Raw genomic sequence first — 19837 nt, 5'->3', positions numbered from 1 at the left:
CATCGAGTGGTTCTCGGAAGACTACCGCGCGGCCGAGCCGTCCACGTAGTCGCCGTCGTTCTGCTTCCACGCGAAGAGCGCGCGGAGCTCACGGCCGGTGGCCTCGATCGGGTGGCCCTCGCCCTTGGCACGGAGCGCCTTGAACTCCGGTGCGCCGGCGTCTTGGTCCTCGATGAAGCGCTTCGCGAAGGCACCGTTCTGGATGTCCGCGAGCACCGCCTTCATGTTCTCCTTGACGTCCGGCGAGATCACGCGCGGGCCGGAGACGTAGTCACCGAACTCAGCGGTGTCGGAGATCGACCAGCGCTGCTTGGTGAGGCCGCCCTCCCAGATGAGGTCGACGATGAGCTTGAGCTCGTGCAGGACCTCGAAGTAGGCGATCTGCGGCTGGTAGCCCGCCTCGACCAGGGTCTCGAAACCGTACTGGATGAGCTGCGAGGTGCCACCGCAGAGGACGGCCTGCTCGCCGAACAGGTCGGTCTCGGTCTCCTCGGTGAAGGTCGTCTTGATGCCGCCGGAGCGGAGGCCACCGATCGCCTTGGAGTACGACCACGCGAGGTCCCAGGCGGAACCGGACGCGTCGACCTCGACGGCGACGATCACGGGGACGCCACGGCCGGCTTCGTACTCGCGACGGACGGTGTGCCCCGGACCCTTCGGCGCGACGAGCGACACGTCGACGCCCTCGGGCGCCTCGATGTAGCCGAAGCGGATGTTGAAGCCGTGGCCGAAGACGAGCGTCGCGCCCGGCTTGAGGTTCGGGCGGATGTCCTCGGCGTAGACGATGCGCTGGACCTGGTCCGGCGCGAGGATGACGACGACGTCGGCCCAGGCGGTGGCGTCGCCCGGGGTGTGGACCTCGAAGCCCGCCTCTTCGGCCTTCTGCCGGCTCTTCGAGCCCTCCTGCAGGCCGATCTTCACCTCGACACCCGAGTCACGGAGGTTGAGGGCGTGGGCGTGGCCCTGCGAGCCGTAGCCGATGACGGCGACCTTCTTGCCCTGGATGAGCGTCAGGTCGGCGTCGGCGTCGTACACGATGTCAGTCACGAGGGTGTGTCTCCTTGGTTCTGTGGTCGGTGCCGGGCACCATCGGCGCCCGGGAAGGGTGTGACGGGCGCTCAGCGCACCCGGTCGGTGATGCTCTTCGGTCCGCGGCCCATGCCGAGGAGGCCCGCGCGGGCGAGCTCCTTGACGCCGTAGGGCTCGAGCACGCGGAGGATCGCCTGGATCTTGCCGGGGTCGCCGGTCACCTCGACGATCAGGGAGTCGGTCGCCACGTCGACGACCTGGGCACGGAACAGGTTCACTGCTTCGAGCACCGCCGAGCGCGTCTGGTTGTCGACGCGCACCTTCACGAGCATGTGCTCGCGCTGGACCGACTGCGAGAAGTCCAGTTCGACGATCTTGATGACGTTCACCAGCTTGTTGAGCTGCTTCGTCACCTGTTCCAGCGGGAGGTCCTCGACGTCGACGACGACCGTGATCCGGCTGAGGCCGTCCACCTCGGTGTTGCCGACGGCGAGCGACTCGATGTTGAAGCCGCGACGGGCGAAGAGTCCGGCGACACGGGTCAGCAGACCGGGCTTGTCCTCCACGAGGAGGGAGAGGACGTGGCTCATGCGGTTTCTCCCGTCATGTCGGCGTCCTCGTCGTCCCAGGTGGGCGCGAGTGCCTGGGCGTACTCGATGGACGAGTTGCTGACACCCTGCGGGACCATCGGCCACACCATCGAGTCACGGCTCACGACGAAGTCGATCACCACCGGGCGGTCGTTGGTCGCGAGGGCGAGCTCGATCGCGGCGTCGACCTCGTCGGCCTTCTCGACCCGGATGCCGAGGGCGCCGTAGGCGTCGGCCAGCTTCACGAAGTCCGGCACACGGCGCGAGGCGTGCCCCGTCTCGAGGTCGGTGAAGGAGTGCCGGCCGTCGTAGAACAGCGTCTGCCACTGCCGGACCATGCCGAGCGACGAGTTGTTGATGATCGCGACCTTGATCGGGATGTCGTTGATGACGCAGGTCGCGAGTTCCTGGTTCGTCATCTGGAAGCAGCCGTCGCCGTCGATCGCCCAGACCACGCGGTCCGGCTGGGCGACCTTCGCACCCATCGCCGCGGGGACGGAGTAGCCCATCGTTCCGGCGCCACCGGAGTTGAGCCAGGCGTTGGGCCGCTCGTACTTGATGAACTGCGCGGACCACATCTGGTGCTGGCCGACACCGGAGGCGTAGACGGCCTCGGGACCGGAGAGCTCACCGATGCGCTTGATGATGCCCTGCGGCGCGAGGAGCCCGTCGGTCGGCTCGGCGTACCCGAGCGGGAAGTCGGTCTTGAGCTGGTGGAGCTTCGCCCACCACTCGTCGGTCGACGCGCGGTCCTCGACGGCGATGCCGCCCCAGGCGTCGAGCAGGTCGACCAGGACCTCGCGGGCGTCACCGACGATCGGGACGTCGGCGAAGCGGATCTTCGAGATCTCGGCCGGGTCGATGTCGACGTGCACGACCTTGGCGTCCGGGGCGAACTCGTCGGCCTTGCCCGTCACGCGGTCGTCGAAGCGTGCGCCGAGGGCGACGATGAGGTCGCTGTCCTGCAGGCCGAGCACCGCGGGCACCGTGCCGTGCATGCCGGGCATGCCGAGGTGCTGCGGGTGCGAGTCCGGGAACGCGCCGCGCGCCATCAGGGTCGTGACCACCGGCGCACCGGTCGCCTCGGCGAAGCGGAGCAGCTCGGCGGTCGCGCGGGAGCGGATGACCCCGCCGCCGACGTAGAGCACCGGACGCTTCGACTCGGACAGCAGCTGCGCGGCCGCGGTGATCTGCTTGCCGTGCGCCTTGGTCACCGGGCGGTAGCCGGGCAGGTCGATCTTGGGCGGCCACACGTAGGGCGCAGACTTCTGCTGGGCGTCCTTCGTGATGTCCACCAGCACGGGGCCGGGCCGACCGGTCGTCGCGATGAGGTGCGCCGCAGCGAGGGTCGCCGGCACGTCGGCCGGGTCGGTGACCAGGAACGAGTGCTTCGTGATGGGCATCGTGATGCCGACGATGTCGGCTTCCTGGAACGCGTCGGTGCCCATCAGCGTCGAGAACACCTGACCGGTGATCGCGATGAACGGCACCGAGTCCATGTAGGCGTCGGCGATGGCCGTGACGAGGTTCGTCGCGCCGGGGCCGGACGTCGCGATGGCGACCCCGACCTTGCCGGACGACGAGGCGTAGCCCTCGGCGGCGTGGCCGGCGCCCTGCTCGTGACGGACGAGGATGTGGCGGATCGTGGTCGACGCCATCAGCTCGTCGTAGAACGGGATGATCGCGCCGCCGGGCAGGCCGAAGACGTCGGTGATCCCGAGGTGCTCGAGCGTCCGGAGGACGGCTCCTGAGCCGGTGAGGATCTCCGGCGACCGGCGTGCACCGGCGGCCGCGGACAACGGAGTTGCTTCCGTGGGCATGAGTGGTCCTTGCCTGAGTGGTGGCGGTGGTGCGGGTGTCGGACGCTAGCCCGTGACCGCGCCCTGGGCGGCGGACTTCACGAGCTTGGCGTACTTCGCGAGGACTCCGCGGGTGTAGCGCGGGGGCAGCGGGGCCCAGCCGTCACGGCGGGCCTCCAGCTCGGCCGGGTCGACCAGTAGGTCGAGCGAGCGAGCCGCGATGTCGACACGGATGCGGTCGCCATCACGAACGAAAGCGACTGGACCTGCGTCCACTGCTTCCGGTGCGATGTGGCCGATGCACAGGCCGGTTGTGCCGCCTGAGAATCGACCGTCGGTCAAGAGTAGTACATCCTTGCCGAGGCCCGCGCCCTTGATGGCCGCGGTGATGGCGAGCATCTCGCGCATGCCCGGGCCGCCCTTGGGGCCCTCGTAGCGGATGACGACGACGTCGCCCTTCTCGATCTTGCCCTCGGTCAGGGCGTCCATCGCCGCACGTTCGCGGTCGAACACGCGGGCGGGGCCCTCGAAGACGGAGGCGTCGAAGCCCGCGGTCTTCACCACGGCACCCTCGGGGGCGAAGGAGCCCTGCAGGACGGTCAGGCCACCGGTCTCGTGGATCGGGTTGTCGAGCGTGCGGAAGACCTCGCCGTCGAGTGCCGGCGGGTCGATCTCGGCCAGGTTCTCGGCGACGGTCTTGCCGGTCACGGTCATGCAGTCGCCGTGCAGCAGGCCCGCGTCGAGCAGCGCCTTCATGATCACGGGGATGCCGCCGTTGCGGTCGACGTCGACCATGACGTACTTGCCGAAGGGCTTCATGTCGGCCAGGTGCGGGACCTTCGAGCCGATGCGGTTGAAGTCGTCCAGCGACAGCTCGACCTCGGCCTCGTAGGCGATCGCGAGCAGGTGCAGGATGACGTTGGTCGAACCGCCGAGGGCCATCGCGACGGCGATCGCGTTCTCGAAGGCTTCCTTGGTGAGGATCTGGCGGGCGGTGATGCCGTGCTCGAGCATGTTCACCACGGCCTCGCCCGAGCGGTGCGCGTAGTAGTCACGGCGACGGTCGGCGCTCGGCGGGGCGGCGGAGCCCGGGAGCGACATGCCGAGGGCCTCGGCGACGGAGGCCATCGTGTTCGCCGTGTACATGCCACCGCAGGCGCCCTCGCCCGGGACGATGGCGCACTCGATCTTCTTGAGCTCTTCCTCGCTCATGGTGCCGGCCTTGCAGGCACCGACGCCCTCGAAGGAGTCGATGATCGTGACTTCCTTCATCGTGCCGTCGGCCTGCTTCACGTAGCCCGGCATGACCGAACCCGCGTACAGGAACACGCTCGCCAGGTCGAGTCGCGCGGCGGCCATCAGCATGCCGGGGAGCGACTTGTCGCAGCCGGCGAGCAGGACGGTGCCGTCGAGGCGTTCGGCGTTGACGACGGTCTCGACGCTGTCCGCGATGACCTCACGCGAGACGAGGGAGAAGTGCATGCCCTCGTGGCCCATCGAGATGCCGTCCGAGACGGAGATGGTGCCGAACTGCAGCGGGTAGCCGCCGCCCGAGTGCACGCCCTCCTTCGCACCCTGCGCGAGGCGGTCGAGCGACAGGTTGCACGGCGTGATCTCGTTCCACGAGGACGCGATGCCGATCTGCGGCTTGCTCCAGTCCTCGTCTCCCATACCGACGGCCCGCAGCATGCCACGCGAGGTGGTTGCTTCGATCCCGTCGGTGACGACCCGGCTGCGCGGCTTGACGTCGATATCAGGCATGGGATGAGTCTAGGACGCTTTGGGATACCAGCCGTGCACCCCCGTGCATTCTCATGCTCGGAGGCCGCGATCAGCGGGTGGCGCGGAGCCTCGCCAGCTGCTTCAGGGCCCCGGTCAGGGCCGCCGGGTCGGCGATGCGGTAGCCGGCCCGGGTCTGGCCCGGCCCGACCTTCACCCCGACGTCGCCGTCACCGAGCACGCGGAAGGCGTCCTCGTCGGTGACGTCGTCGCCGGCGAAGAACACCGCGTCGGCACGGTGCAGCTCGCGGAGCCGGGCGATCGCGTCGCCCTTCGTGACGTGGCGCACCGCGAACTCGACGATGTCCTTGCCACCGCGCTCGAGCACCTCGGGGTCGGCCTCGTGCGCCGCGCGGCTCGCCGCCGCGTTCGCCTCGGCCGCGACCTCGGCGGAGACACGGCGTGTGTGCACCCCGTGCCCGGCGGGCTTGTGCTCGATGACGACGCCCGGAAACCGTTCGCCGACCGCGTCGAGCGCCGCACCGAGCCGTGCCACACGCTCCACCTCGTCGTCACTGAGCGCGGCCTCGTCGTGGCCGTCCACGCGCCACTCGACGCCGTGCGAACCGACGAGCGCCATGTCCTCCGGCGCGTGGGTCACCGCGGCCAGGCTGCCGAGGGGACGCCCCGACACGAGCACCACCTCGGTGTCCTTCGCACGGTGCAGGGTCAGGACCGCGGCCCACGACCCGGGCAGCGCCCCGACCTGCGAGGGGTCGTCGGCGAAGGGGGCCAGCGTGCCGTCGAAGTCGAGGGCGACGATCAGTCGCGGCGCAGCCGCGAGCGTCTCGAGGGCCGCGTCGATGGCGGACTGGTCGGTGGTGGTCTCAGTCATCACGTGCCTCCCGGGTGTCCTCGGCAGCCCTGGCGGACTGGGCGTCCTGGTCGAAGATCGACATGTTGTCGGTCTGCGCCTCGCGGTGCTGTTCGCGCGGGTCGGCGGCGGACGGGTCGATCTGGGCGTTCCGCGGCGCGTGCCGGTCGAGCGCCTCGAGGAACGAGCGCGACCAGCGCGCCACGTCGTTGTCGCGGACGCGCTTGCGGAGCGCGCGCATGCGCGTCGACCGCTCGCGACGCGGCATCTGGATGGCGCGCTCGATCGAGTCCTTGAGCGCACCGATGTCGTGCGGGTTGACGATCACGGCCTGCTTGAGCTCGTCGGCGGCGCCGGCGAACTCGGACAGGATGAGCACCCCGTCGTTGTCGAAGCGGGCGGCGACGTACTCCTTCGCGACGAGGTTCATGCCGTCGCGCAGTGCGGTGACGAGCATGATGTCGGCGGCCAGGTAGAGCGCCACCATCTCCTCGCGCGGGTAGCCGTGGTGCAGGTACGAGATCGGCTGGTGGCCGATGACGCCGAGGTCGCCGTTGATGCGGCCGACGCTCAGCTCGATCTCGTCACGGAGCGCCGCGTACGAGTCGACACGCTCGCGGCTCGGGCTCGCGACCTGGATCAGGGTGGCGTCCTCGACCGCGATGCGGCCGTCCTCCACCAGCTCGCCGAAGGCCTTGATGCGGTGGCGGATGCCCTTGGTGTAGTCGAGCCGGTCGACGCCGAGCAGCACCGTCTTCGGGTTGCCGAGGCTCTCGCGGATCTCGCGCGCACGCTCCTGTACCTCGGGCTTGCGGGCGATCGCCTCGAAGCTCTCGGCGTCGATGGAGATCGGGAAGTGCCTGGCCTCGACGTGGCGCACCGTGATGCCCTTGCGGCTGCGGGGGGCTGCCGGGTCGTCCACCGGGACGTCGATCGTGGTGCCCTTGGTCGTGTAGCCCTTGATGTGGCGGACCGCTCGGAGGAAGTCGCTTGCGTCGTCGTGGCGCTGGAAGCCGATGACGTCGGCGCCGAGCAGCCCGTCGAGGATCTGCGCACGCCACGGCAGCTGCGCGTAGATGCCGACCGGCGGGAACGGGATGTGGTTGAAGAAGCCGATCGTCAGGTCGGGGCGCTTGGCGCGGAGCAGGGCCGGCACGAGCTGCAGCTGGTAGTCCTGCACCCAGACGATGCCGTCCTGCTCGACGATCTCGGCGATCTGCGCGGCGAAGCGCTCGTTCACGCGCTTGTACGCGTTCCACCAGTCGCGGTGGTAGCTCGGGTGCTCGATGACGTCGTGGTACAGCGGCCAGAGCGTGTCGTTGCTGAAGCCCTCGTAGTACTCCTCGACGTCGTCGTCGGAGAGCGGGACGGGGACGATGTGGATGCCCTCGTTGTCGAACGGTGCGACCTCGACCTCGGCCTGCCCCACCCAGCCGACCCAGGCTCCGTCGTTCGCGCGCATCACGGGTTCGAGGGCGGTCACGAGGCCACCCGGCGAGTGCCGCCAGCCCTCGTTGCCGTCCTGGTCGACGACGCGGTCCACCGGGAGTCGGTTGGAGGCGACGACGAACGAGTAGCGGGTCTGTTCGGTGCGGTCTGCAGGCATGGGGTGGTGTGATCTCCGTTCCGCCCGGCCGGGGCCGGGTGCGTCGGGTGCGTCGGTGCGTAGGTGCGTCGGTGCGACGGCCGGCGTGGTGCGCCGGGTGGTCCGGCGTGCTGCGCCGGGTGCGCTGCCGAAGTTACCAGCGTGGGGACAGCGTATTCACGGCGGATCGGCGGTTCCGCTACGCTGCAGGCACGTGTCGGGGGGACACGGGTGCTGGAGTGCGGCGCCGGCCTCCCGGTCGGAGAGGACCCCCAGCCGTGAGCGAGAACCCGCCCAACCAGCCCGTCCCGCCGTCGCAGCCCGGTCCGGGCCAGCCCGGTCCGGGCCAGCCCGGTACCGGCCAGCCCGGATCGGGCCAGCCCGCTTCCGGCCAGCCTGCCTGGAACGGCCAGCCCGCCTGGCAGCAGCAGCCTGGAGGCCCGCAGCAGTGGTCGGGTCAGCCCGCCCCCGCCGCGCAGCCGTCCGATGCGTTCGGTCGCTTCCTGCGGTCCGTGTCCGGTCGCGACTGGCTGGCGGCCGTGCTCGCCGCCGTCGGCGGCTGGGTCGCGGCGTACGTCGTCGCCGGGCTCTCGCTGCTCATCACCGTCGGACTGCTCGCGTCGGGCGGCAGCGGGTCGGCCGCTCCGTCCACCGGGTCCGGCACCGACCTCGGCGCGGGCTCGGCCCCCGACGTGGAGTCCCTGCTCTCCGGCGTGAGCGTCCTGCTCGGCGCGCCGGCGCAGCTCGTGGCCCTCGCCGACCTCGGCCGACTGCACCTGTCCGGGTCGATCGGGTTCCTCGGTTCCGGCTCGGGCTCGCTCGCCGTGGTGCCCGCGCTGGTGCTCGCCGCGCAGGTCGTCCTGGCCGTCGTGCTCACCCGCCGGATCCGCACGCGTGGCCTCGGCCGCACGCAGGTGCTCGTCACCGCGGTGGTCTCCGGCCTCGTCACCACCGTGCTCACGAACGTCGCCGCCGGCCTCTTCGCGATCCGGTTCCCGTCGGTGTCCGGTGCGGTCATCGAGCCGGTGCACGCCGTCGGCGCCGGCAGCATCATCGGCGCGTTCGTCATCGGGGCCCTGGCGGCACTCCTCGCCCGGCCCTCCGTCCTCGCCGGGCGCAACGTCTTCGCTGCCCGTCTGCTCGGCACGCTCCGGGTCGCCGCGTCGCAGCTCACGGTCCTCGTCGTGCTGGTCGCCCTCGTCGTCATCGTCGTCGCCCTGATCGCCCAGCCGTCCTCCGGCTCCGCGTTGCCGCTGCTGCTCGGCAACGTCGCGATCGGACTGACCGCGCTCGGGTTCTTCGGTGGTGTGGGGACGTCCGGCTTCGGGTCCGCCAGCGACACCGCCTCGGTGTTCGGCGGAGCCGGCGGCTGGACCTGGCTCGTCGTGCTGTTCGTCATCGTCACCTCGGTCGCGGCCGGGCTCGCCCTCGCCGTCCGCCGCAACGACCGGATCCGCACCACGCTCGACTGGGTCGTCACGCCGCTGGTGTGGTTCGCACTCGGTCTGCTCTGCTTCGTCCTCGGCACCGGCGTCGTCTCGTACCAGGTGAGCAGCACGAGCTCCGTGGACGGGTCGGGGTCGATCGGCATCGCGCCGTGGACGCCGATCGTCTTCGCCCTGTGGGGCGGCGCGATCGAAGTCGTCGCCCGGTACCTCGCCCCGGTGCTCCTGCCCCGCCTCGGCGGAGCCGTGGTGCTCCGGACGTCCCGCCTGGTCGGAGCGGACCCCCGCCCCGTCGTGCCGCCGGCGTTCCCGGCCGGGCCCGCCGCCGGCCAGGCCGGGCCCGCCGCCGGCCAGGGTGCGCCCGTCGCGCCCACCGCGACCGTCGACCCGGCCGCGCCCGGTGCTCCCGTCGCGCCCGGCGCTCCCGGCGCTCCCGTTGCGCCCGGCGCGCCTGTCGCCGCGGACGCGCCTGCCGCCGCCGCGTGGAACACTCCCCCGGCCGCTGACCAGCACGTGCCGTACCCGTCGGCCGCGCCTGCCCAGGAGCCCGCGTACGGCGTGCAGTCGATCTCCGGCACGCAGCCGGCTGCCGGGTCGCAGCCGCCCTACGGCACGCTGCCCCCGTACGGCGCACAACCGGCCGACGGGTCGCAGCCGTTCATCGGCGGTGGTGCCCCCGCTCCGGCACCGATGTCCCCGCGGGCCAAGAAGATCCTGGTCCGTTCGCTCATCGCCGGTGGCGCCGTGATCGTCGTCGTCATCGCCGGTGCGGTCACGACGAGCGTCCTCCGCGCCAACGTCTGGGGTCCGGCGCCGACCGTGAAGTCCTACGTGCAGGCCATCGCCAGCGGTGACGCCGACTCCGCCGCCGACCTGAGCGAGATCCCCGACGACGCGGCGATGCTCGACTCGAAGGTGCTCGGGAGCGCGAAGGACCGCCCGTCGGACATCCGCGTCGGCCGGGTCGCCCGGACCGGTGACACCGCCATCGCCACCCTGAGCTACACCCAGGACGGCAAGAACCGCTCCGGCCAGGTGTCGCTGCGGCGCACGGGCACCTCGTTCCTGGTGAAGGACGAGTGGCGTGTCACCCAGCCGCTGGCCCAGCAGGTCACCCTGACGGCCTCGGACGTCCTCGAGGGCGCTCCGGTGACCGTCGGCGGCAAGGAGATCGGGGAGATCAGCGACGGCAAGTTCACGTCCCTCGCCTACCCCGGCACCTACCAGGTCTCGGTCGGCGGGACGAAGTACTTCACCGGCGGCACCGAGAAGGTCGCCGTGGGCGCGGTCACGTCCGGCTACGTCGACTTCGCGCCGAAGGCGACCAAGGCGCTCGAACAGGACGCCGAGCAGTACGTGACCGACCTCATCGACGACTGCGCCGAGAAGACCGAGCTCCGGGCCCTGAGCGGCTGCCCCTGGTACGGGCCCTACGACGCCGACGGCGGCGTGCAGTACGACGTCACGTCGATGCCCGAGCTGGAGGTCGAGGCGTCCCGCGCCGGCACCGTGATGGTGACGAGCACGAAGGACGGGAGCGTCTCGTACGGCTACACCTCGTACCTGGGCGACAAGAAGCGCGGCGAGGACTCGTTCAGTGTGAACCAGTACCTGAAGGTGCAGGACGGCAAGCTCGTCTCCGCCTACTGAGCAGGAGCCGACCGAGCGGCTCCGCAGCACCACGACGGCCGACCCGGATCTCCGGGTCGGCCGTCTCAGTAGGCTGACGAGCATGGTCAGGACACGGGCGTGGTGCAAGGGCGACACGGTCGAACGGGACTTCCCCGTCGACCGGATCTCCGACCTCGTCGCCGACCCGGACACCTTCGTCTGGATCGACTACACCGACCCGACGTCGGCGGACCTCGAGCAGATCGAGGAGGAGCTCGGCATCCACGCACTCGCGGTCGAGGACGCCGTCGAGCACGGACAGCGGCCGAAGCTCGACCGGTACCGGGACAGCCTGTTCCTGGTCGTCTACGACGTGGGCGGCACGGACGACGAGGGTGACCTGATCACGCACGAGGTCAAGGCCTTCGTCACCGAACGGGCGCTCGTCACCATCCACGGGTCCGACGTCGACACCGCCCCGATGGAACACCGGCTCACGGCGAACTCCGACATCGCCGAACACGGCGTGCCCTGGCTCGTCTGGGCGCTGCTCGACGCGGTCGTCGACCGGGCCACCGACACCGTCGAGGACCTCGAGCGGCAGATCGATGCGCTCGAGGACGACCTGTTCGAACCGGGCGACCCCCGCGAGCAGCAGATCCAGCGGCGGTCGTTCCGGCTCCGCAAGACCCTCGGGGTGCTCCGGCGGCTGGTCGTCCCGACGCGGGACAGCGTCGCCTCGTTGCTGCACGGTGACGCGGAGACGATCTCGAACGGCATCCGGCCGTACTTCCGCGACGTCGAGGACCACCTGGTCTCGATCGCCGACTCCGTCGAACAGCTCCGTGACGCTGTGTCGAGCGTGCTCGACACGACCCTGAACCTGGCGTCGAACCGGCAGAACACCGTCATGAAGAAGGTCACGAGCTGGGCGGCGATCATCGCGATCCCGACCGGTGTGACGAGCTTCTTCGGGCAGAACGTGGAGTTCCCGGGCGAGGGCGCCTGGAGTGGTCTCTGGGCCTCGCTCGCGATCATCACCGCGTCGTCGCTCGTGCTCTACCGCGTCTTCAAGACCCGCGACTGGCTCTGACCGCGCACGGCACCGGCACCGGCACCGGCACCGCCTCGGCACCGGGCTCCGCCGGCGTCAGAGCGCGAGCGCCAGGACCCCGGCGACGACGGTGAGCGGCGCGACGACGCACCCGAGTGCCATGTACCGGCCCCAGGACAGGTGCACGCCCTCGGCCGACAGCCGTGCGTGCCACAGCAGCGTCGCGAGCGAGGCCCACGGCGTGATGAGGCAGCCGGCGTTGACGCCGATGAGCAGCGCCGCGTACCGGACAGCCTCGTGCCCGGCGGCCGGTTCGAGCACCAGGTAGGCCGGCAGGTTGTCGATGCCGTTCGCGGCGACCGCGCCCGCACCGCCGAGCAGCAGCAGCGGGCCGGTCCCGGTGCCGCCCTGCAGCGCGTGCACGATCGGGTCGGTGATGCCCGTCGTGTGCAGCGCCTCGACCACCACGAACAGCCCGGCGGCGAACAGCAGGGTCGACCACGGCACGCGGGACACCCGGAGTTCGGACGGTGACCGGAACGCCGCGACCACGACGAGCACCACGGCGGCCAGGACCGCGGCGATCCACACGGTCACCCCGGCCGTCAGGGCGACGACGAGCGCGACGAGCACCGCGGAGGCCGCCCAGAAGAACACCGGGTCCTTCGGCGTGCGGACGGACACCGGCGAGTAGCGGCCGAACAGCTTGCCGCGGAACACCACGAGCAGGACGACGCACGGCACGACCACCCCGGCGACCGCGGGCCAGGCCATCAGCCCGGCGAACGGCAGCGGGCCGCCGAGCCCCATCCGGTCGACGGCGAGCAGGTTCGTCAGGTTCGAGACCGGCAGCAGCATCGAGGCCGTGTTCGCGAGCCAGACCGTGGTCAGGGCGAACGGCATCGGGGGCAGTCCCACACGCCGTGCGAGCGAGATCACGATGGGGGTGAGGAGCACCGCGGTGGTGTCGATCGACAGGAAGACGGTGCAGAGCACGGCGAGCACGACGACCGCGCCCCAGAGGCCGATGGTGCGCCCGCCACCGACCCGGGCGGCGACGTCGGCGAGGCGGTCGAACACCCCGGCGTCCGCGGCGAGCTCGGCGACGACGGTCAGCCCGAGCACGAACCCGAGGACCGGCAGGACCCGGTCGGCGAGCACGGCGAGGTCGTCGAGGGGCAGCAGCCCGAACACGACGCAGACCGCGCCGACCACGAGCAGGGCCGCTCCGATGACCGCTTGACGCACGAACACTCCTCCGGCAGACACCGCGGCAGGGTGACCGGCGGCGCTCCAATGTACGGGCCGGTAGCGTTGTCAGCACGACGACAGGAGGCCTCTGTGCGCAAGTTCATGTTCAACGGTGCGGTGTGGAGTTCGCTCATCAGCGGCTACAGCGTGCTGCAGACCACCCGCCAGGGACCGCGTGACTGGCGGCTCGCGCTGACCTGGGTCGCGTGGCTCGCCACGACGATCGTGGCGATCGGCACGGTCGTCGAGGACGACCGCGCGGTCAAGGCGCGCCAGTAGGTCCAGACGCGGCAGGCGGTTGCAGACGCGACCGGCCTGACGGACGGGAGGCACGGTGCCAGCTGGCACCGTGCCTCCCGTCCGTCGTCCGTCCCGTGCACGGCACGCGGTCACGTCACCGGGTCAACGCTCGGACTCCGGGATGCCGGACGTCTGGATCGGTCCGGTGAAGAGCGCGCCGCGCTCGTCGTCACCGAACAGCTGCGAGTCCCCCTCTGCCGGGCGTCCGCGGCGGCGCGGTGCCGCCGCACCCGGCTCGGTGAGCTGCACCCGCTGGACCGGCAGGGCGTCCGGGTGGGTGCGCTGGATCCACTCGACCATCTCCTCGCGGACGTAGCAGCGGAGGTCGAACAGGCCTCCGGCGTCGGGTGCCGTCACGAGGATGCGGACCCGGACCAGTCCCCCGACGGCGTCCGTGACCTGGAGCACCTTGACCCGGTGGTCCCAGATCGTCGAGGTGTCGAGGATCCGGTCGAGCTCCGCCCGCATGTCGGCCGGGCTCACCCGCCAGTCGAGGTCGAACTCGACGGCACCGAGCAGTTCGCTGCCGGTCCGGGTCCAGTTCTCGAACGGCGTGCTCGTGAAGTACGTCGACGGCAGCACGAACCGACGGTCGTCCCACAGGTGCACGACGACGTAGGTCAGCGTGATCTCCTCGATCCGTCCCCACTGCTGCTCGACCACGACGACGTCGTCCACCCGGATCGACCCGGAGAACGCCAGCTGCATGCCGGCGAACACGTTGCCGAGCGTGGACTGCGCGGCGAGGCCCGCGACCACGGAGATGAGGCCGGCGCTGGCGAGCACGCTCGCGCCCGCGGCCTCGACCCCGTCGAAGGTCAGCAGGATCGCGCCGACCGCGATGATGACGAGCACGGCGACGGTGAGCCGCCGGATGATGAGCACCTGGGTGCGGATGCGACGCGCCTGCCGGTTGTCGGGCACGTCGATGCGGAAGCGGTGCAGCCCGAGGTCCTCGAGGAAGATCGCGACCTGGCACGCGAGCCAGCAACCGGTCGCGATCGTGACGATCAGGAAGGCGTGCGCGACCTCGTCGCGCCACGGGTAGGCGTCGGGGTTCCGCGGGATGCTCGACGTGAACGCGATCCAGAGCAGGACCACCAGCAGCACGGTGCGGAAGGGGTGCTTCGTCCGTCGCGAGAGCACGCCGGCCCAGCGTTCCCGGCGCGCGATCGCCCGGAGGACCAGGTGCAGGACGAGGGCGACGACGGCGGTGACGAGCAGGGCGAACCCGATCGCGACGAGGAGTCGGAGGAGGATGTCCATCCCTCCATGCAAGCAACGGACGACGGTCGTCGTTCAGGTTCGAGCCGCCGTCGGCTGTGCGGACGTTCAGTCGCCGCGGTTCGACCGAACCGGGTTTTGCGTGACGCCCCGGTCCGGTGCGCATGTAGGTTCTCTCGCATGACAGCGCAGAACGACACGGGTGGCAACCGAGCGCCGGCGAACGACTTCTCGCACGAGCAGGAGGGCTACCAGCACGGTCTGAAGCCCCGGCAACTGCAGATGATCGCGATCGGCGGCGCGATCGGCACCGGCCTCTTCCTCGGTGCCGGTGCACGCCTGCACACCGCGGGCCCCGCGCTCGCGCTGACCTACCTGGTCGCCGGGATCTTCGCCTTCTTCATCCTGCGGGCCCTGGGCGAGCTGGTGCTGCATCGCCCGTCCTCGGGATCGTTCATCTCGTACGCCCGCGAGTTCTACGGCGAGAAGTTCGCGTACGCCGCCGGCTGGATGTACTTCCTGAACTGGGCGATGACCTCGATCGTCGACACCACCGCGGTCGCGATCTACCTGCAGTACTGGTCGGCCTTCACCGCGGCGCCGCAGTGGCTGCTGGCGCTGATCGCCCTGATCGTCGTCCTCGCGGCGAACATGGTCGCCGTGAAGGTGTTCGGCGAGCTCGAGTTCTGGTTCGCCCTGATCAAGGTCGCCGCACTGGTGGCGTTCCTCGTCGTCGCGATCATCTGGCTCGTCTTCGCGTTCCCGGTCGAGGCCGGTGGCGAGGCCGTGCGCACCGGCTTCTCGATCTGGGGCGACAACGGCGGGCTGTTCCCGAACGGGCTGCTCCCCGCGGTCATCGTGATCCAGGGTGTCGTCTTCGCCTACGCCGCGATCGAGCTCGTCGGCACCGCATCGGGTGAGACGCAGAACGCCGAGAAGGTCATCCCGCGCGCGATCAACTCCGTCGTCTTCCGCATCGCGGTCTTCTACGTCGGGTCGATCGTCCTGCTCTCCCTGCTGCTGCCGTACACGGCCTACAAGGAGGGCGAGAGCCCCTTCGTGACGTTCTTCTCGTCGCTCGGCAACCCGCACGTCGGCGCGATCGTCGGCGGCATCATGAACTTCGTCGTGCTCACCGCCGCCCTGTCGTCGCTGAACGCCGGCCTGTACTCCACCGGACGCGCGCTCCACTCGATGGGCATGAACGGTTCGGCGCCGAAGTGGACCACGAAGATGTCGAAGGGCGGCGTCCCCTACGCCGGCATCCTGCTCACGGCGGCCTTCACCGTCGCGGGCGTCGTGCTGAACTACTTCGTCCCGAAGCAGGCGTTCGAGATCGCGCTGAACATCGCCAGCCTCGGCATCATCACCGCGTGGGGCACGATCATCCTGTGCCAGATGCGGCTGCGCCAGTGGGCCAAGCAGGGGCTCGCGAAGGAACCCTCGTTCAAGCTGCCCGGTGCTCCGGTCACCGCCTGGCTGACCCTGGCGTTCCTCGCCTCGGTCATCGTCCTGATGGCGATCGACTACCCCGTCGGCACGTACACCATCGCGTCGCTCGTCATCATCATCCCGCTGCTCGTCGTCGGCTGGTTCCTGCAGCGTGACCGCATCCTGCGCATCGCCGCCCTGCGCGAGGGCGTCACGGGCCCCTACCCGATCGGCGTCCGCGACCCCGCCGCCTCGGTGCGACGCGACGGCGACGGGAGCTAGCGCTCCGCTTGTCCCCGGAACGCAAGGCCCCCGGCGCCGAACACGAGCGGTCCGGCACCCGTCGCTACCATCAGCGGGTGCCGGACCGCTCTCCTTCTCCCACCCTCGACCTGCAGCTCAGCTGGCGAGGTGCCTACGGACGCCTCCGGGTGTTCGCGGATCGTCTCGAGGCCGAGACCGACTACCAGCGCGAGACCCGCACCGTGGTGCCGATGGACGCGGTGCAGGGGTGGCGCCTCGGACCGTGCGACGAGGACGCCGTCTGCGTGGAGTTCCTCGCCGGACAGGACACCTACCGGGTGCTGCTCGACACCACGGACGAGCAGCTCGCTGCGCTGGCGATCCGGAAGGTGCTCGGACCGCCGCTGGAGTCCTGAGGACGCCGGTGCCGGGCTCCGTGGCCCGCAGCCCCGTTGCCCGGGGCCCCGTTGCCCGGGTGCCCGGCTCAGTCGTCGGTGTCGACGCGGTCGGTGACGACGTCACCGGAGCCGGCGTCGATGCGCACGCTGTGCTTGGTGCCGGACGAGTCGAGCACGTCGCCCTCCCAGACGACCGTGCCGACGTGGTCGTCGAGCCCGAGCTCGGTCACGGTCCCCGCGTGCAGGTCCTGGAAGGCGTCGACGGCCTGCTTGACGCTCAGGTCGGCGGCGGCGACGAAGCGCTCGTGCTCGGCCTTGTCGTCGGCGTCGGCGGCCTCGGTCTGCGGGGTGCCGGCGACCGTGGAACCGTCGGCGTTCGTGTGCACCTCGTGCTCGGTGCCGTCCTTCGTCACGACGAGGACCTCGTAGGCGGAGGCGCCCTGCTCCTGCTCGACCGAGATGACGGTGCCCGAGCCGACCTCACCGCGTGCGGTCGCGACGGCGGCGAGCAGGGCCTTGTTCGAGCCGGAGGACGCCGAGCCGGACGATGACGAGCCGGTGCCGGTGCCGGTGCCGGCCGAGTCCGTCGCCGACGAACCGACCGAGCCGGAGCCGGCCGAGCCGGTGTCGTCGTCGGAGTCGTCGCTGGCGCACCCGGTGAGTGCGAGCGCCGCGACGATCGGCAGGGCAGCGAACGCGGCGATGCGGCGGGCGGAGGGCTTCTGGTGCTGGGTACGGAAGTTCATGTGGACGAGCATCGCGTCGGGGTGCTGAAGCAGCCCTGAAGCCGCCTGTTCAGCCGCCGAGTGCGATGCGGACGACGAACCGCGCGCCGCCGAGCGGGGACGTGACCACGGTCGTGTCCCCGCCGTGCGCCCGTACGGCGTCGCGGACGATGGCGAGGCCGAGCCCCGCGCCGCCGACGTCCCGGCTGCGGGCCTCGTCGAGACGGACGAACCGCTCGAAGACGCGCTCGCGCTCGTCCTCGGGGACGCCGGTGCCGTCGTCGTCGACCGTGAGCACCGCGGACCCGTCGTGCTCGGTGAGCGACACGGCGACGCGTGTGCTCGCGTGCCGGACGGCGTTGTCGACGAGGTTCCGGACCACCCCAGCCAACACGCGCTCGTCGCCGAGGACCCGCGCTGCCGAGATCGCCGAGCCGTCCACCCGCACCACCGGCGCGTCGCCGTGCCGCTCGGGCGCGACACCCGCCGTCGACCGTGCCCGCGCGCGGGCCACCGCGTCGAGCGCGAGGTCGTCGAGGTCGACGGGGCGCCGCGTGCGGATCCCGCCCTCGTCGAAGCGGGAGAGCTCGAGCAGCCCGGTGACCAGGTCCTGCAGGCGCACCGCCTCGGACCGCACGACGTCGGCGAGGTCCGCCACCTCGGTCCGCTCCGGGTGCGCGACGGCGACCTCGGCGTGCTGCCGGATCGACGCGATCGGCGACCGGAGTTCGTGGGAGGCATCGGACACGAAGCGCCGCTGGCTCTCGGCGGACCGTTCGAGGCGGTCGAGCATGGCGTTCATGGTGCTCGCGAGCCGGGCGACCTCGTCGCCGGTGTCCGGCACCTCGACCCGGGCGTCCGGACGGGCCGACCGGATCGTCTCGACCTCGGTGCGCATCCGTTCCACCGGCCGCAGTGAGCGCCCGGTGACGGCCCAGGTGACCGCGACCAGCAGGAGCACCAGCACGGGCACCCCCACGGCGAGGAGCACGACGGCTGTGCGGACCGCGGTGTCGGCCTGGTCGAGCGTGGCGCCGTAGACGAGCGTCGCCTCACCGCCGCCGGGCAGGTCCACGTCGTCCGCCACGAGCAGCCAGCGTTCGCCGTCGTGCGTCCAGCGGGACTCGTCGGTGGTCGGGAGGGCGCCCCCGTCGGCGTCCTCGCCGTGCGCCAGGACCGTCCCGCCGTCGCCGATCACCTGCACCAGGACGTCCTCGTAGCCGGTCACCGCGGACGCACCGTCCGCCTCGACCCGGGAGGACACCTGCTCGAGACCCGCCTCGGCCGAGGTCCGCACGCCGTCGAGCAGCACGAGCCGCAGCACGACGACGAAGGCGACGGCACCGATGACCAGGGCCGCGAGGACGACGGCACCGGCGCCGAGCGTGGTGCGGGCCCGGACCGACCGGGCGCGCCGTGGCCTGCTTCGTGCGGCTCCGCTCGCACCGGGCTTCGGCCGCTCAGCCACCGTCGGCCGCCAAGCGGTACCCGGCGCCCCGGACCGTCTCGATCGCGGCACGCCCGAACGGACGGTCGAGCTTCCGGCGCAGGTGTCCGACGTACACCTCGACGATGTTCGGGTCGCCCTCGAAGTCGACGTCCCAGACGTTCTCGATGACGTCGCGCTTCGACCGGACCTGTCCCGGGTGCCGTGCGAGGTACTCGAGCACGGCGAACTCTCGGCTGGTCAGTTCGACGGGGGTCTCGCCGCGGGCAACGGTGCGCGCAGCGGGGTCGACCACCAGGTCGCCGAGGGTCAGCACGGTGGGGCGCTCACGGGCACCCCGTCGGACGAGCGCCCGCAGCCGTGCGACGAGCACCGGGTGCGAGAACGGCTTGGTGACGTAGTCATCGGCCCCCGCGTCGAGCGCCTCGACCTGGTCCCACTCGCCGTCCTTGGCCGTCAGCATGAGCACGGGGGTCCAGTCACCGTCGGCGCGGAGCTGCGCGCACACGGCCCAGCCGCTCAGGCCGGGCATCATCAGGTCGAGCACGATCGCGTCGTAGCGGAACTCACGCGCGTGCCACAGACCGTCCACGCCGTCGTTCGCGACGTCGACCGCCCACCCCTCGGCCTCGAGGCCGCGGCGCACGCCGTCGGCGAGCCGGACCTCGTCGTCGACCACCAGCACCCGCATGGGGTCGATCCTGCCGTGCCCCGCTGAAGCAGGGCTGAAGCGGCGGGCTCAGACCAACAGCAGGATCCCGGCGATCACGGACGCGACGGCGATGGCGAGCGCGATGAGCAGGAGCACGAGGTGCACCGTGTAGAACGTCGTCGGCTTGCCTGCGGCGTCGCGGGCACGGGAGTCCTTCGCGACACGCTGGAAGAAGCGCGGCCAGGTGACGACGTTGAAGACGGCGCCGATGAACAGGACGACTGCGGCGAAGACGAGCACGGGACGATCCTAGTGAACGTTCGCGGCGACGATGCCGGTACGGCGACGCCGGGCGGGTGGTGCTCGGCCGCCCCCAACGCGGCCGAGTCCCGACCCGGCAGGCCACAGGATCTGTAGCACTTGCTACAGACTGTACACGGCCTGTTCGGCAGCGTCGAGG

The 19837-nt window shown here is 71.0% G+C and carries 17 protein-coding genes; 5 read left to right on the top strand and 12 right to left on the bottom strand.

All coding sequences use genetic code 11. The features are described from left to right. Window positions 1–21 precede the first annotated feature (21 nt). The 6 genes from ilvC to otsA all read right to left on the bottom strand — a co-directional run bounded on the left by ilvC (window position 22) and on the right by otsA (window position 7617). Window positions 22–1047 carry a ketol-acid reductoisomerase gene (gene ilvC / locus DEJ12_RS07245; RefSeq protein WP_027466530.1) on the bottom strand — a complete coding sequence of 342 codons (1026 nt, stop codon included), beginning with the start codon at window positions 1045–1047 and terminating at the stop codon, window positions 22–24. A 71-nt stretch (window positions 1048–1118) separates the two neighbouring features. Continuing rightward, window positions 1119–1619, bottom strand: coding sequence for an acetolactate synthase small subunit (gene ilvN / locus DEJ12_RS07240; RefSeq protein WP_017888842.1), 501 nt, complete (start codon window positions 1617–1619; stop codon window positions 1119–1121). Next, complete coding sequence (locus tag DEJ12_RS07235) at window positions 1616–3439, bottom strand: acetolactate synthase large subunit (protein ID WP_027466529.1); 1824 nt, start codon at window positions 3437–3439, stop codon at window positions 1616–1618. The genes ilvN and DEJ12_RS07235 overlap by 4 nt, the downstream gene beginning before the upstream one ends. 45 nt (window positions 3440–3484) lie before the next feature. Beyond that, entirely contained in the window at window positions 3485–5179 is a 1695-nt protein-coding gene (ilvD, locus tag DEJ12_RS07230; RefSeq protein ID WP_071405815.1) for a dihydroxy-acid dehydratase, read from the bottom strand. Between the two features lie 70 nt (window positions 5180–5249). Further along, window positions 5250–6032, bottom strand: a complete 783-nt coding sequence (otsB, locus tag DEJ12_RS07225) for a trehalose-phosphatase (RefSeq protein WP_111029504.1) — start codon at window positions 6030–6032, stop codon at window positions 5250–5252. Then, on the bottom strand, window positions 6025–7617 hold the full coding sequence (gene otsA, locus DEJ12_RS07220) for an alpha,alpha-trehalose-phosphate synthase (UDP-forming) (protein ID WP_071405817.1): 1593 nt from the start codon (window positions 7615–7617) through the stop codon (window positions 6025–6027). Before otsA ends, otsB begins: the two co-directional genes overlap by 8 nt. Window positions 7618–7874: 257 nt before the next feature. On the opposite strand from otsA, the gene DEJ12_RS07215 reads away from it, so the two are divergent. Both DEJ12_RS07215 and DEJ12_RS07210 read left to right on the top strand, forming a co-directional pair. Beyond that, complete coding sequence (locus DEJ12_RS07215; protein ID WP_111029503.1) at window positions 7875–10691, top strand: hypothetical protein; 2817 nt, start codon at window positions 7875–7877, stop codon at window positions 10689–10691. 82 nt (window positions 10692–10773) lie between these two features. Further along, window positions 10774–11745 (top strand): magnesium transporter CorA family protein, encoded by a 972-nt coding sequence (locus tag DEJ12_RS07210; RefSeq protein ID WP_111029502.1) that lies wholly within the window; start codon window positions 10774–10776, stop codon window positions 11743–11745. A 57-nt stretch (window positions 11746–11802) separates the two neighbouring features. On the opposite strand, the gene DEJ12_RS07205 is transcribed toward DEJ12_RS07210, so the two are convergent. Continuing rightward, a complete protein-coding gene (locus DEJ12_RS07205) occupies window positions 11803–12954 on the bottom strand; it encodes an SLC13 family permease (protein ID WP_110865404.1) in 1152 nt (383 codons plus the stop codon). A 93-nt stretch (window positions 12955–13047) separates the two neighbouring features. Between DEJ12_RS07205 and DEJ12_RS07200 the strand changes: the two genes are divergently transcribed. Then, window positions 13048–13236 (top strand): hypothetical protein, encoded by a 189-nt coding sequence (locus tag DEJ12_RS07200; protein WP_027466522.1) that lies wholly within the window; start codon window positions 13048–13050, stop codon window positions 13234–13236. A gap of 123 nt (window positions 13237–13359) precedes the next feature. Here the strand turns inward: DEJ12_RS07200 and DEJ12_RS07195 are convergent, their stop codons facing one another. Further along, window positions 13360–14523 (bottom strand): mechanosensitive ion channel family protein, encoded by a 1164-nt coding sequence (locus DEJ12_RS07195; RefSeq protein ID WP_111029501.1) that lies wholly within the window; start codon window positions 14521–14523, stop codon window positions 13360–13362. Between the two features lie 138 nt (window positions 14524–14661). On the opposite strand from DEJ12_RS07195, the gene DEJ12_RS07190 reads away from it, so the two are divergent. Both DEJ12_RS07190 and DEJ12_RS07185 read left to right on the top strand, forming a co-directional pair. After that, window positions 14662–16194: an amino acid permease gene (locus DEJ12_RS07190; protein ID WP_111029500.1), complete on the top strand. Its 1533-nt coding sequence runs from the start codon at window positions 14662–14664 to the stop codon at window positions 16192–16194. Window positions 16195–16271: 77 nt separating this feature from the next. Further along, window positions 16272–16571, top strand: a complete 300-nt coding sequence (locus DEJ12_RS07185; protein WP_146245099.1) for a hypothetical protein — start codon at window positions 16272–16274, stop codon at window positions 16569–16571. Window positions 16572–16639: 68 nt separating this feature from the next. Here the strand turns inward: DEJ12_RS07185 and DEJ12_RS07180 are convergent, their stop codons facing one another. Genes DEJ12_RS07180 through DEJ12_RS07165 form a run of 4 tightly spaced genes read right to left on the bottom strand, consistent with a single transcriptional unit; the run spans window position 16640 to window position 19677 of the window. Further along, window positions 16640–17299: a PepSY domain-containing protein gene (locus tag DEJ12_RS07180; RefSeq protein ID WP_146245543.1), complete on the bottom strand. Its 660-nt coding sequence runs from the start codon at window positions 17297–17299 to the stop codon at window positions 16640–16642. Between the two features lie 49 nt (window positions 17300–17348). Beyond that, complete coding sequence (locus DEJ12_RS07175) at window positions 17349–18746, bottom strand: cell wall metabolism sensor histidine kinase WalK (RefSeq protein WP_111029497.1); 1398 nt, start codon at window positions 18744–18746, stop codon at window positions 17349–17351. After that, the gene (locus DEJ12_RS07170) at window positions 18739–19416 is read right to left on the bottom strand and encodes a response regulator transcription factor (RefSeq protein WP_110865386.1); all 678 of its coding nucleotides are present in this window, start codon (window positions 19414–19416) and stop codon (window positions 18739–18741) included. The genes DEJ12_RS07175 and DEJ12_RS07170 overlap by 8 nt, the downstream gene beginning before the upstream one ends. A gap of 48 nt (window positions 19417–19464) precedes the next feature. After that, on the bottom strand, window positions 19465–19677 hold the full coding sequence (locus tag DEJ12_RS07165) for an SCO4848 family membrane protein (RefSeq protein ID WP_027466517.1): 213 nt from the start codon (window positions 19675–19677) through the stop codon (window positions 19465–19467). Window positions 19678–19837: the final 160 nt, after the last annotated feature.

The sequence above is a fragment of the Curtobacterium sp. MCLR17_059 genome, from assembly GCF_003234665.1.
GTDB lineage: Bacteria > Actinomycetota > Actinomycetes > Actinomycetales > Microbacteriaceae > Curtobacterium > Curtobacterium flaccumfaciens.
This window is presented reverse-complemented; position numbering and strand designations above follow the sequence as displayed.